This is a genomic window from Streptomyces sp. NPDC012510 (genome assembly GCF_042955065.1).
Classification (GTDB): Bacteria; Actinomycetota; Actinomycetes; order Streptomycetales; family Streptomycetaceae; genus Streptomyces.
This window is the reverse complement of record NZ_JBIBEN010000012.1, coordinates 138674-152110: the sequence shown is the minus strand read 5'-3', so window position 1 is coordinate 152110 and position 13437 is coordinate 138674. Positions and strand designations below refer to the sequence as shown.

The window sequence follows — 13437 nt, the reverse complement described above, 5'->3', positions numbered from 1 at the left end:
GGTGCACACGCCCATCGCCCTGCTGCTGGAGCTGGGCGTCATCCTGACCGCGCTGAGCCTGCTCGGCGCGCTCGCACGGCGCTTCGCCCTCTCGCCCGTGCCGCTGTACCTGGTGGCCGGACTGGCCCTGGGCGACGGCGGGATCGCGCCGGTTCCGGCTGCCCGGGAGTTCGTCGACATGGGCGCCGCCATCGGCGTGATCCTGCTGCTCCTGGTCCTCGGCCTGGACTTCACCGTCCGGGAGTTCACCGTCAGCCTCCGCCGCCACCGTTCCTCCGCCGCCGTCGACCTCGTCCTCAACGCCACTCCTGGTGCCGTGGCCGGCTGGCTGCTCGGCCTGGACGCCGGCGGCATCCTGACGCTGGCGGGCGCAACGTACGTCTCCTCCTCCGGCATCGTCGCCCGCCTGCTCGGCGACCTGCGCCGGCTGGGCAACCGGGAGACCCCGGCGGTGCTGTCCGTGCTGGTGGTGGAGGATTTCGTGATGGCCGCCTACCTGCCGCTGCTCGCCGTCGTCGTCTCCGGAGGCACCTGGTGGCAGGCGCTGCTCGCCGTCGCGGCCGCCATGTCGGCCGTCGCCGCGGCCATAGCCGCGTCCTGGCGCTGGGGCCATCATGTCGGCCGAGTCCTGTCCCACCCTGACGCCGAGCAGGTACTGCTCCGCGTTCTCGGCCTCACCCTGATCGTGGCCGCGCTGGCCGAGATCATCCACGTCTCGGCCGCCGTCGGTGCCTTCCTGATCGGCCTTGCCCTGACCGGCACCGCCGCCGACCGGGCCCGGGCTGTGCTCAGCCCGTTGCGCGACCTGTTCGCCGCGGTGTTCTTCCTCGCCCTCGGACTGTCCGTCGATCCGGGTGACCTGCTGCCGGTGCTGCCCGCCGCCGTGGCGCTGGCCGTGGTCACGGGGGCCACCAAGCTGGCCGCCGGCTGGTATGCCGCCGGACGCGAGGGTGCGGGCCGCCGCGGCCGGCTGCGGGCCGGAACCGCGCTCATCGCCCGCGGCGAGTTCTCCGTCGTCATCATCGGCCTGGCCGCTCCCGGACAGGACCGCCTGGCGGCTCTGGTCACCACGTACGTGATGCTCCTCGCCGTCTGCGGCCCCGTCCTCACCCGCTTCGCGCCCACCCGGCCCACGGCCCCCCGCCCGCCCATACGGCGGAAAGGGGCGGCGGGCCTCGCACCGGACGCGGTCAGTGATGCGGGCCCGCTCCCCGCACCACCGCGACCGGGCAGTGGGCGTGGTGCAGCAGGGCCTGGCTGACCGAGCCGAGCAGCAGCCCGGCGAACCCGCCACGCCCCCGGGCACCGACCACCACCAGCTGGGCGGACTGGCTCGCTTCGATCAACGCCTCCCGTGTCCCGCCATGCACCACCCTGTGCTCCACCACCACACCCGGGTAACGCTCCTGGCGGCCGGCGAGCGCCTCGGACAGCAGTCGCTCCTCCTCCCCGGGCAGGGCGCTGGGCGGGTTCGCGTACGGTGTCGACGCGTCCTGCGGTGCGGGCAGAGGCGCGTTCCACGTGGTCCAGGCGTGCAGTGCCACCAGCGGCGCTTTCCGCAGCGCGGCCTCGGCGAAGGCGAAGTCCATCGCATGCTCGCCCGCGGCCGATCCGTCGACGCCCAGCACGATCGGGCCCTCCCCACTCGGCTGCTCACGCACGACCAGCACCGGACACCGGCCGTGTGCCGCCAGATGCACCGCCGTCGCCCCGACCAACAGCCCGACAAACCCGCCCAAGCCCCGGGACCCGACCACCACCAGCTCGGCCGCACGCGACTGCGCCTCCAGGACCGTCAGCGGCTCACCGGTCACCACGGCATGGCCGACATGGACCTCCGGTGCCGCAGCGTGCGCACGCTCGACCGCCTCGGCCACCAGACGGTCTGCCATGTTCCGGAGCCCGCCCTCGGGCGGGCCCACCGGCGACGGGCCCAGGGGCACATGCATCGCGGGCCAGAAGAACGCGTGCACCACCCGCAGCCCCGCCCCGCGCAACCGCGCCTCCCGAGCCGCCGCCTCGACCGCGGCGAGACTCGACGCCGACCCGTCCACACCGACTACCACCACACCGCTCATCGTGCCTCCCGCATCCACTACGCCCTTGCTGTCACCTCCAGACTCACCCGGCCACTCCCCTCTTACATGGGGCCTGATGGCGTCACTGCCAGGCCGACCGGCACTCCCTGCGGCAGCGACGTGCCCCATGTGACGGCTGGCCCACGACGTCCTCTCTGGGCGAAGGGCCGTACCTCCTCGCCGAACAGCTTTCACGACCGTCCTCTTCACCGCCGCGCCGACGGCACTCGGCGCCGCAACGCACGGAACAGGCCGGGCTCAGCCTGAGGTTGCGGACTGTCACGGACTTCAGCCATGGGCGTTCCACATCGCCGTCGCACCCGGAGCAGGTGCCGTCGCCGTGTGAGCGGTGAGCCAACCGCACTGCCTCGCTTGGTGGCTGGGGCTCCCCCAGCCAGCTCACGGCAGGGTGGGGCTGCCGTTCCGGACTTCGCCGTGGCGGTCTCGTCGCCGCCCTCCAGGTCCGTTGAGAGGGCAGTTCGGCCCGGGAGCTCGGGACCAGTTGGCCCTGCCCTGTCAAGCCCGTGCCCGGGAGGCTGAAGAGGCATCGAGGGGCCGGCTACCCGGGACAGTCCAACGGGACAGCAGCGACCGGACCGGCCGCCCTCACCCGCGAGTTCCGGCCCCGATGCCCACCTCAGGAGCACATGGCCCTGCGGGGGATACGGGACGGGCCGCAGTGGCCGTACTCAGTGAGAACCGGTGGCCCTCGACAGGCGCCAGCGGAGAAGGGAACTGCCGTGAAGACCGCCAAGGTCGGCGAGGTGATGACGCCCGAGGTCATCCAGGCGCACCAGGAAACACCGTTCAAGGACGTGGCACAGCTGCTGGCCCGGCACCGGATCAGCGGTGTGCCGGTGGTGGACGCCGACGACAAGGTCCTCGGCGTCATCTCCGAGACCGACCTGGTGCACCGGCAGGCGGCGAAGGCCGAACGGGACCGGGAAGGCCGCTTCCGGCTGCCGGCACTGCGCCGGAAGGCACGTGTCGCTGCGGCCAAGGCCCGCGCCATGACCGCCGGGCAGCTGATGTCGACACCCGCGATCACCGTGCACCCGGAGCAACGCGTCGCCGACGCCGCACGGGTGATGGAGCGCCACCACATCGAACGGCTGCCCGTGGTGGACGAGGAGGACCGTTTGATCGGCATCGCCACCCGCCGTGACCTGCTGCGGGTCTTCCTGCGCACCGACGAGGAGATCCGTCAGGAGATCATCGACGAAGTCCTGACCCGCGCCATGTGCCTGCCGCCCCGCACCGTCATCGTCTCGGTACACGACGGCACGGCCACGCTGGAGGGACGCCTGGAACGCCGTAGCGACATCCCGGTGGCAGTCCAGCTGACCTGGCGGGTGGACGGCGTCGTGGGCGTGATGAACAGCCTCACCTTCCGCGACGACGACACTCGCCCACCGGAGAAACACCCCTCCCGCCGGATCGCCCATCACTGGCTCCCCGAGCGGTAACCCCCGCACTGATTCAGCGACGCACCACTGGTACGGCAGCCACGACCGCTCCGGCGTCCCCGTCACCCGGCGACGTCCGCACCCCCGCCGCCTGCCTGAACCCCAGCCCAACCAACCAACCAGCCCGGCCCGGCCCGCAAGGAGCAGAGCGCATGACCGACTCCGCCGTCCCCCTCATCAATCCCCAACTGATCGACCTCGACCTGACGGCGGAGAGCAAGGACGCAGCCGTCCGCGCCCTCGCCGAGCGCCTGGCCGACGAGGGGCGGGTTACCGACCTCGACGGCTTCCTCGCCGACATCGCGGCCCGCGAGGCACAGATGCCCACTGGCCTGGAGGGTGGGATCGGCATCCCGCACGCCCGGTCCGCCCACGTCAGCCGGCCGAGCCTGGTCTTCGCGCGTAGCCCGCAGGGTGTGGACTTCGGAGCCCCGGACGGCCCGGCCGACCTGATCTTCATGATCGCCGCGCCGGACGGCGCCGACGACGCCCATCTGAGCATCCTCTCCTCACTGGCCAGACGCCTGATGGACAGCAACTTCACCAGCACGCTGCGCACAGTCGCGGATCCGGCCGCAGCCGCCGCGCTCATCACCGGCGACCCGCCCCCGGACGAGGCCCGGACGACCGAGACGGCCCAAGTCCCGGCCCAGGCCCCGGCTCGGGCGAACACCGCTGGGACGACGAAGGTAACCACGGCGAGCGAGACTCGGGCGCCGCTGCGGCTGGTCGCCGTCACCTCCTGCCCGACCGGCATCGCACACACCTACATGGCCGCCGAGTCGCTCCAGCAAGCCGCCGCCGACCGTGGCATCGAGCTGACCGTGGAGCCCCAGGGCTCGGCCGGCTTCACCCGGCTCGACCCAGCCGTCATTGCCGCGGCCGACGCGGTGATCTTCGCGCACGACGTCCCCGTACGGGAGAAGGAACGCTTCGCCGGGAAGCCGACCGTCGACGTCGGCGTCAAGGCTGCCATCAGTCGCCCCGCCGAGCTGATCGACGAGGCCCGCGGCAGGGTCGAACGCGGGGAGACCACCGCCCCGGCCGCTGCCACCCGCAACGCTCCGATGGACCGGGGCGCCGCGCAGAGTGACCACTTCGGCACGAAGCTGCGCACGTGGCTGATGTCAGGCGTCAGCTACATGGTGCCGTTCGTCGCCGCGGGCGGTCTGCTGATCGCGCTCGGCTTCGCGATCGGCGGCTGGGAGATCAACAAGGCAGCCTCGGTCACCGAGCACTTCGCCTGGGGGCAGGTGGACAGCTGGGCCGCGCTGATGTTCCAGATCGGCGCCGCCGCCTTCGGCTTCCTCGTCCCGGTCCTGGCCGGTTACATCGCCTACGGCATGGCCGACCGCCCCGGCCTCGTCCCCGGCTTCGTCGGCGGCGCGATCGCCCTCACCATCAACGCGGGCTTTCTCGGCGGCCTGGCCGCCGGTCTGATCGCGGGCGCGGTCGTCCTGGCGATCCAGCGGATCGACATCCCGCCGGTGCTGCGCGGCATCATGCCAGTGGTGGTGATCCCGCTGGTCTCCACGGCCGTCGTCGGCTTCCTGATGTTCGTGGTCATCGGCAAGCCGATCGCCGAGGCCCAGCAGGGCTTGACCGACTGGCTGGACGGCCTGTCCGGTAGCAACGCGATCCTTCTCGGCATCGTCCTCGGCCTGATGATGTGCTTCGACCTGGGCGGACCGGTCAACAAGGTCGCCTACACCTTCGCCACCGCCGGCATCGCCGTCACCAGCCCGAGCGACTCGGCCATGAAGATCATGGCCGCCGTGATGGCCGCCGGCATGGTCCCGCCGCTCGCCATGGCGCTGGCGACCACCGTCCGCGGCAAGCTCTTCACCGAGACCGAACGCGAGAACGGCAAGGCCGCCTGGGTCCTCGGCGCCTCCTTCATCTCCGAGGGCGCCATCCCGTTCGCGGCTGCCGACCCCCTGCGGGTCATCCCGGCCTCCATGGCGGGCGGCGCGGTCACCGGCGCCCTGTCGATGGGCCTCGGCTCGACACTGCGCGCCCCGCACGGTGGCATCTTCGTGGTCCCGCTGATCGGCCAGCCGCTGCTGTACCTGGTCGCCATCGCCGCAGGCACCGCCGTTACCGCATCCCTGGTCATCGCCCTCAAGGCCCGACGACCCCACACGGCAGACCCCGCTGTCCCGGCAGGCGACGGTGAGGACCAGCCCGTACCGGACAAGCAGCACGACACCTTCCAGGCAGCAGCCTGACCCCCACCCAGTGGAGCCGCCCCGGTAACCCTGCGGCGGCTCCACTGGGCGTTTCCCCGCGCCCGGCATCATTCACGGCTCACCGCAGCGCCATCATCTCCAGCAGCGGCGGCGCCTCATCCACACGGCCGTCAGTAGCCCGACCGTGGCAGCGCTGCGGCCGCTGGGAAAGCCCGTAGCGGTCGCAAGCGCGAGTTGGCCGGCCACAGTGGACGGGACGCATGCTTCGGGAGGGGCTGCAGTGTCACCCCCGGGTGGGGGGCCGACAGCTGCGTGGAGGGCCGGACGTCTGTCGACTGGGGAGCAGAGGTCCGGCCTCACCCATTCGAGCGTTGCCTCAGCGCTTCGGCGGTTCTCATCGCCGCGGTGAGCGGGGAGATGGACTACCTCACCGGCCCCGAGTTCCGCGCCGCTGCCCAGAGGCTGCTGGAATCGCCTGCCCAGCACCTGGTGCTGGAGATGTCCGGGGTTGACTTCCTCGACTCGGCGGGGCTGAACGATGTACTGCGGCTGAGTAAGCGGGCGGCCGAGGGAGGGGGCTGCCTGGTCTTGGCCGCGGTGCCGACGCTGGTACGCCAGGTCCTCTCCCTTACCGGCGCCGATGCAGTGCTGCCGGTGTATGCCCAGGTTGCCGACGCCCGCAACGAGCCGCGTTAGCCGGAACCGTCGACGACTCCCGGGGTCGGCTGCAACGCAATGTCGGATCAGCGCGTCGGCGCCGTTGGGCGGGACCAGGCAGCACAGCCGCCCGGCGGCCCGGTGCGGCGCGGGCACTGCGATCCACGCGTTTTGACCCGCGTACCGGATCCCCGCCGGTAGTGGTCTGGAGCCTACGCCAGGTGCAGGGAGCGACTCTCGGTGGCTGCCACTGCGTGCAACCAGCCGCGGGGGCCGGCGCCGACTCCACAGCGCTCACAGGCGCTGCCGAACGCCCGCCTCGGTACGCGAGCCGACACCCCTCGCCGTCAGGTGGCCGACCGGCCCAGGCGCCCCGGGCCGGTCGGGCCCCGGTCGGGACCTTTGCCGTCTGGGTGGCGGCTCCCGTCTGCGGGACGGTGGTGTGGGAGCGGTACCGACCCGCGGTGCTGCTCCCCGCACGGCACGCTGCCGGTCCTCCGGCTCACGACCTCGACGATGGAGGCGCAACCCCCATGACCCGACAGGACGCCCGAACCCGCCCCGCCGCCCCGGGCGGCGAGCCGTCCGAGACCGTCATCGCCGTCGACCGGCTGGTCACGAACGGGCTCAAGGCGCTCGCGGACTACGAGGACCTGACACAGGAGCAGGTCGACCACATCGTCAAGAAGGCGTCGGTCGCCGCCCTGGACCAGCACACGGCACTCGCCCGGCTCGCGGTGGAGGAGACCGGCCGCGGCGTGTTCGAGGACAAGGCGGCCAAGAACATGTTCGCGTGCGAGCACGTCACGCACAGCATGGGCCGGATGAAGACCGTCGGTGTGATCGCCCGGGACGACATCGAGGACATGGTCGAGATCGCGGAACCGGTGGGTGTGGTGTGCGCGATCACGCCGGTCACCAACCCGACCTCCACCACGATCTTCAAGGCGCTGATGGCGTTGAAGACCCGCAACCCGGTCGTGTTCGCCTTCCACCCCTCAGCCCAGCGCTGCAGCGCCGAGGCGGCCCGGATCGTGCGCGACGCCGCCGTCGCCGCGGGGGCACCGGAGCAGTGCATCCAGTGGATCGAGACCCCGTCGGTCGAGGCGACCGGCACGCTCATGCGCCACCCGGGCGTCTCGCTGATCCTCGCCACCGGCGGAAACGCCATGGTCAAGGCCGCCTACTCGGCCGGCAAGCCCGCCCTGGGCGTCGGCGCCGGCAACGTCCCCGCCTACGTGCACAAGAGTGCCAAGCTGCGCCGGGCCGTCAACGATCTGGTGCTGTCGAAGTCGTTCGACAACGGCATGATCTGCGCCTCCGAGCAGGCGGTCATCCTCGACGACGAGATCTACGACGAGGCGCTGGCCGAGTTCCGCACGCTGCACGCCCACCTGGCGACCCCCGAGGAGAAGCGGAAGCTGGAGGCGTACCTCTTCCCGGCGGACAAGTCCAACAGCGGCTGCGAGCCCAAGGTCAACGCCGCGGCAGTAGGCCAGAGCCCGGCATGGATCGCCGAACGGGCCGGCTTCACCGTGCCCGCCGACACCTCCCTCATCCTGGTCGAGGCCGAACGCGTCGGCCCGGACGAGCCACTGACCCGCGAGAAGCTCTGCCCGGTCCTCGCCGTCCTGCGCGCCGACTCCGAGCAGCAGGGCTTCGCCCTGGCCGCCGACATGGTCGCCTTCCACGGCCAGGGCCACAGCGCCGTCATCCACACCGAGGACAGCGCGCTGGCGGAGGCGTACGGCAAACGCATCAAGACCGTGCGGATCATCGTCAACGCACCCTCCTCGCAGGGCGCCATCGGCGGCATCTACAACAGCCTCCTGCCATCCCTGACCCTGGGCTGCGGCTCATGGGGCAGCACGTCGGTGTCCAACAACGTCTCCGCCGCCCAGCTCCTGAACGTCAAGCGGGTCGGCACGCGCCGCAACAACCTCCAGTGGTTCAAGGTCCCGCCGAAGATCTACTTCGAGCCGCAGGCCATCCGCTACCTGACCTCCATGCCGGACGTCCACCGCGTCACGATCGTCACCGACGCGACCATGACCCGCCTCGGCTTCGTCGACCGCGTCGACCGCGTCCTCAAGCGCCGTCCCGAGCCCGTGACGCTGCAGATCATCGACAACGTCGAACCGGAACCCAGCATCGACTCCGTGCAGCGCGGTGCCCGCCTCATGCGGGACTTCCGCCCGGACACGATCATCGCGCTCGGCGGCGGTTCACCCATGGACGCGGCCAAGGTGATGTGGCTGCTCTACGAGCACCCGGACATCGACTTCGCCGACATGCGGCACAAGTTCTCCGACATCCGCAAGCGCGCCTTCCGCTTTCCCACGCTCGGCGCTCGCGCCCGCCTGGTGTGCGTGCCCACCACCTCCGGCACCGGCGCCGAGGTCACCCCCTTCGCGGTCATCTCCGACCCGGCCACCGGCAAGAAGTACCCGCTCGCCGACTACGCCCTCACCCCCAGCGTGGCCATCGTCGACCCCCTCCTCACCACCGCCCTGCCCCCGACCCTGGCCGCCGACAGCGGCTTCGACGCCCTCACCCACGCCATCGAGGCGTACGTGTCCGTCTACGCCAACGACTTCACCGACGGCCTCGCCCTGCACGCCATCCGCCTGATCTTCGACAACCTCGAAGCGGCGGTGAACGACCGCGAGGGCTCGGCGGAGGCCCGGGAGAAGATGCACAACGCCGGCACCATCGCGGGCATGGCCTTCGGCAACGCCTTCCTCGGCATCGTCCACGCCATGTCCCACACCCTCGGCGCCACCTTCCACATCGCCCACGGCCGCACCAACGCCGTCCTGCTCCCCCACGTCATCCGCTACAACGGCACCGTCCCCAGCAAGCTCACGGGCTGGCCCAAGTACGAGAACTACCGCGCCCCCGAACGCTTCCAGGACATCGCCCGCACCCTCGGCCTGCCCGCCGCCACCCCACAGGCCGGTGTGGAGTCGCTCGCCTGGGGCGTCGAGCGCCTGCGCGACGCCGTGGGCATCGAGCCGTCGTTCCAGTCCCTCGGCGTCGACGAGCCCTCCTTCCTCAGCGCCCTGCCCCAGCAGGCCCTCAACGCCTACGAGGACCAGTGCGCCCCCGCCAACCCGCGAATGCCCATGCTCGACGACATGCAGGAGCTCATGCGAGCGGCCTACTACGGCCCGGACCGGACAGCCGGCGCATAGTCCATACAGCGGCATCGTCATCTGCAGGAAGCCGGTGCCGATCCACCCGGCGACGGTCGTGCTGTCCGGGACCGATGGCCCCACATCGGTCCCGGACGGCCCTCGTCGCGGCTCCCCGTCGGCAGCCACGCTGGTCATGGACCCGACTCTGCGGTTGTCGTGCTGGGCCCGAAGGAGTTGATCGCCATGACGACCCTGGCCGGAACACCGGACCGCCCGGTCCGGGTGAAGGCGGTGCTGGATGCGCCGCTGTCCCGGTGGCTGTGGCTGGTGAAGTGGATCCTGCTCGTCCCCCACTACGTGGTGCTGTCCTTCCTCTGGATCGCTTTCACCGTGGTGAGCGTGATCGCGTTCTTCAGCATCCTGTTCACCGAGCGCTATCCGCGCACTCTGTTCGACTTCAACCTGGGGGTGCTGCGCTGACGTTGGCGGGTCGCCTACTACTCGTACGGCGCCCTGGGCACCGACCGGTATCCGCCGTTCAGCCTGGGTGAAGAGCCGGACTACCCGGCGCGGCTGGACATCGTCCACCCCGAACGGCTCTCCCGCGGCCTGGTGCTGGTGAAGTGGTGGCTGCTGGTCATCCCGCACTACATCGTCATCGGCTTCTTCCTCGGTGGCTGGCACCTCGGCTGGTGGGACGGCGGGCTCGTCGCCGTGCTGGCGGTGATCGCCGCCGTAACGCTGGCCTTCACAGAGAAGTACCCCAAGGGTCTGTTCGACCTGGTCCTCGGCCTCAACCGGTGGGTGCTGCGAGTCGCCGCCTACGCTGCCTTGATGACGGACACGTATCCGCCGTTCCGGCTCGACATGGGTGGCACGGAACCGAGCGAACCGGAGGTGCTGTCATGACCGCCTTTCTGGTGGCAGCGTTCCTGATCATGCACGGGCTGCTGCACCCCGGCGTCTGGACGGCGCCGCAGCAGCCCGACAGGCCCTCCCCGTTCGACCCCGGACACTCATGGGCCCTGGCCGCCGCCCACGTCTCGCCTGCCCCTGCCCGAGCCGCAGCCCTGGCGATCGCCTGGTACACGGCCGTCGTCTACGCCATCGCCGGCGCCGGGGCGCTCGCGAGCAGCGGCTGGTGGCCCACAGCAGCTCTCGTCGCTGCCGGCAGTGGGCTCGTCCTCAAGGCGGTGTGGTTCGACCCGTGGCTCAGCATCGGCGTACTGCTCGATGTGGGCGTCATCGTGGCCGTGGCCTGCACGTGGCCCGCCTCCGTCTACTGAGGACGGGCAGGCCCTTCGACTCGCACAGTTACGGCTCGTATGGCCAACGACTTCGGGTGCCGCCTCGCTCGAAGCATCGTTGCCATGGCCACCCTGAAAAGCTGGCGTCTCCTGCGCAAACTGCGGTGCAGCACCACCCGCATCACCGGCCTCGTGCAGGCCGTCCTCGCGCTTCACATCGCATGGGCCTGAGATTGGAAAGGGCTCAGTGCGTTGCGGTAGGCCGCGAGGCGGCTCGTCCGGCCGATGGTCAGGGCGCCGATCAGCCGGCCGGCCCGGTGGTAGGCGATGTCGAGGCGGCGGGCGGCGAGGTCGTACTCGACGACGCGGGCCTCGTCCGCCGCGGCGGGCAGACCGACCGAGCGGATCTTGACGGCGTGCAGGTCCGACCAGAAGGTCGGTACGCCCTCGTAGGGCCGCGGGGCAGCCGGGTTGAGGAGCGTGTGCGCGGCGGTGGCCGCGTGTTCCACGGCGTTGGTCCAGTGGCCCAGCGCCAGTGGCTCACTGTCGGCCGACGGCTGCGGCACCTTGGCGACGTCTCCGGCGGCGACCACACCGGGCGCGACCGTTCCGTCGGGGCACAGGGCGTGCAGATACGGATCGCAGCGCACCCCGCCCTCGACCGCGAGACCGGAGTCGGCCAGCCAGCCCGTGGCGGGCACCGCTCCGATGGCCAGCACGGCGGTGTCGGCGAGCAGTTCGGAGCCGTCCGAGAGCCGGACGCCGGTGATGCGGCCGTCGGCCGACGAGCAGAAGTCCGTGATCGTGGTGCCGGTCCGCAGGTCGATGCCCGCCTCTCGGTGCAACGCGGCCATGTATGCGCGACCCCCGGCCGCTGACCGGTCATCACCTTTTGCCTCCGCGATCGTTGGACACCAAGCCGCTGCCACAGACATGAACCTCCAGCAGCAGTCAAACCCGGCACGTTTTGCCAGGTGAGGAGCTCCTCTCAGCGGGCGGGCCGGCGGGAAGGCTGCAGAGGTTTACTCCGTTCGGGTGATGTGCGTTGACGGCCCCTTGTCACCCGATCGGGTGTGTGGGTCACTGAGAGTGTGAACCGGCGGGCTGCCCATCCCGTGCCGGGGGAACGTTGAGACAGGCAGCCCATGCCGGTTTTCTCCTTGCCCAGGGGGAGATGGCGTAGCCTGCCGCGCCTCCTGCCAGCGTGCCGGGGCGAGCATCTCTTCGTTCGCTCTGGGCCCGGCAGAACTGACGGCGCCTGAGCCAAGAGAGCAGGCCTGCCTGCTGCCTGCGGCTCGGTCCCGCGACGTGGCAGCCGGTGGTCAGGTCCCCACTTGCCGGTTCCTCGCATGTCCCCTTCAATCAGCGAGGAGTGTCCTCATGCCCATATCTCCGAATCAGGGTTCCACCGGCGGCGGAACGCTGGTGACCATCACGGGTACGAACCTGTCCAACACCAGCGCGGTCAGGTTCGGCACCAAGTCGGCCACGAGCGTCACCCAGGTCTCGCCGACCCAGGTCACCGCCGTCTCCCCCTCGGGGACCGGCACGGTCGGGGTCACGGTGACCACCCCAGGCGGGACCAGCAACCCGGTGTCGTACTTCTATGTCGGCGCCCCGTTCAAGTCCTCCCTGGGAACGCCGTCAGGGCCGCTGGCGGGAGGCAACACCATCTCCATCAGCGGCACCGGCCTGTCCACGGCCACCAGCGTGTCCTTCGGCGGCGTGACCGCCACGCCGACGGTGAACTCCGACAGCTCGCTCAGCGTAGCCGTGCCCGCGGGCGCGGCGGCCGGGCCGGTCGCGGTCAGCGTCACCACCGCCGGGGGCACCAACAACGGCCTGACCTACACCTACGTCGACACCCCGGCGATCGGGACCATCAGCCCGACTTCGGGTCCGACGTCGGGGGGTACGGCGGTGACCATCACCGGCACCAACCTCGACAGCACCGACTCGGTCACCTTCGGCGGCACCCCGGCACCCTTCTCGGTGGTCAACGCCACCACGCTGTCGGCGGTCACCCCGCCCGGCACCGCGGGGGCGGCCGACGTGGTGGTGACCAACCCCGCAGGGTCGGACACGGAGGTCGGCGCGTTCACCTACGTCGCCGGACCCGGCATCTGACCCTCTGATCTTCGCGCAGGGAAGGCGATGGACCCCGTCCGGGCGGCAGCTCCCTCTCCGCCCGGACGGGGTCACCCCTGCTGCTGGGTGCCGTGCACGGCCCATACCACCTGGGTCACGGCATGAGTTTGGGAGGGCGGATCGCGATCCCCGCTGAGCCGGCGCTCGCCCTCGGGCATTCACTCCAAGACCGCCATCCGGCCCTGAGTATTACAGCCAGGGCACCCTGCTTGCCCAAGGAGTACAGCCATGGCTGCCCCCGTTGTCTCTTCGGTCAGTCCCAACCAGGGGTCGGTCTCCGGTGGTACCACCATCACCGTGACCGGTACCAGCTTCACCGGCGCGACAGCCGTCCGGTTCGGCAGCAAAGCCGCAACGTCGTTCACCGTCAACAGCAGCACGCAGATCACGGCGGTCAGCCCATCGGGCACCGGGACGGTGAACGTCACCGTCACCACCAGTCAGGGCACCAGTACCCAAACGGTCACCTTCACCTACGTCACCACATCGGCTCCCTCCCTCTCGAGCATCTCGCC

General features: G+C 70.8%; 10 protein-coding genes and 2 pseudogenes. 10 read left to right on the top strand and 2 right to left on the bottom strand.

The genetic code is table 11. The features are described 5' to 3' along the window. Position 1: 1 nt before the first annotated feature. Positions 2-1261: a cation:proton antiporter gene (locus ACFY9I_RS23070; protein WP_391004482.1), complete on the top strand. Its 1260-nt coding sequence runs from the start codon at positions 2-4 to the stop codon at positions 1259-1261. Here the strand turns inward: ACFY9I_RS23070 and ACFY9I_RS23065 are convergent. Then, positions 1191-2078 (bottom strand): universal stress protein, encoded by an 888-nt coding sequence (locus ACFY9I_RS23065; protein ID WP_391004480.1) that lies wholly within the window; start codon positions 2076-2078, stop codon positions 1191-1193. The genes ACFY9I_RS23070 and ACFY9I_RS23065 overlap by 71 nt on opposite strands. Before the next feature lie 740 nt (positions 2079-2818). Between ACFY9I_RS23065 and ACFY9I_RS23060 the strand changes: the two genes are divergently transcribed. The 7 genes and pseudogenes from ACFY9I_RS23060 to ACFY9I_RS23030 all read left to right on the top strand — a co-directional run. Then, positions 2819-3544: a CBS domain-containing protein gene (locus tag ACFY9I_RS23060; RefSeq protein WP_391004478.1), complete on the top strand. Its 726-nt coding sequence runs from the start codon at positions 2819-2821 to the stop codon at positions 3542-3544. Between the two features lie 152 nt (positions 3545-3696). Further along, positions 3697-5772, top strand: a complete 2076-nt coding sequence (locus ACFY9I_RS23055; RefSeq protein ID WP_391004476.1) for a fructose-specific PTS transporter subunit EIIC — start codon at positions 3697-3699, stop codon at positions 5770-5772. Between the two features lie 273 nt (positions 5773-6045). After that, on the top strand, positions 6046-6429 hold the full coding sequence (locus ACFY9I_RS23050; protein WP_391004474.1) for an anti-sigma factor antagonist: 384 nt from the start codon (positions 6046-6048) through the stop codon (positions 6427-6429). A 494-nt stretch (positions 6430-6923) separates the two neighbouring features. Beyond that, positions 6924-9584 carry a bifunctional acetaldehyde-CoA/alcohol dehydrogenase gene (adhE, locus tag ACFY9I_RS23045; protein WP_391004472.1) on the top strand — a complete coding sequence of 887 codons (2661 nt, stop codon included), beginning with the start codon at positions 6924-6926 and terminating at the stop codon, positions 9582-9584. 186 nt (positions 9585-9770) lie between these two features. Further along, a pseudogene (locus ACFY9I_RS23040) lies at positions 9771-10436 on the top strand (DUF4389 domain-containing protein). Further along, the gene (locus ACFY9I_RS23035) at positions 10433-10813 is read left to right on the top strand and encodes a hypothetical protein (RefSeq protein ID WP_391004470.1); all 381 of its coding nucleotides are present in this window, start codon (positions 10433-10435) and stop codon (positions 10811-10813) included. Before ACFY9I_RS23040 ends, ACFY9I_RS23035 begins: the two are co-directional and overlap by 4 nt. Before the next feature lie 81 nt (positions 10814-10894). After that, positions 10895-11005 (top strand): annotated as a pseudogene (locus tag ACFY9I_RS23030) (IS5/IS1182 family transposase); the annotation flags it as partial. Here ACFY9I_RS23030 and ACFY9I_RS23025 read toward each other — a convergent pair. After that, positions 10987-11628: an FAD-dependent oxidoreductase gene (locus ACFY9I_RS23025; RefSeq protein ID WP_391004468.1), complete on the bottom strand. Its 642-nt coding sequence runs from the start codon at positions 11626-11628 to the stop codon at positions 10987-10989. The pseudogene ACFY9I_RS23030 and the gene ACFY9I_RS23025 overlap by 19 nt on opposite strands. Before the next feature lie 526 nt (positions 11629-12154). Here ACFY9I_RS23025 and ACFY9I_RS23020 point away from each other — a divergent pair. Next, complete coding sequence (locus ACFY9I_RS23020) at positions 12155-12901, top strand: IPT/TIG domain-containing protein (protein ID WP_391004466.1); 747 nt, start codon at positions 12155-12157, stop codon at positions 12899-12901. Between the two features lie 249 nt (positions 12902-13150). Further along, a partial coding sequence (locus ACFY9I_RS23015) for an IPT/TIG domain-containing protein (RefSeq protein ID WP_391004464.1) occupies positions 13151-13437 on the top strand: 287 nt, incomplete at its 3' end.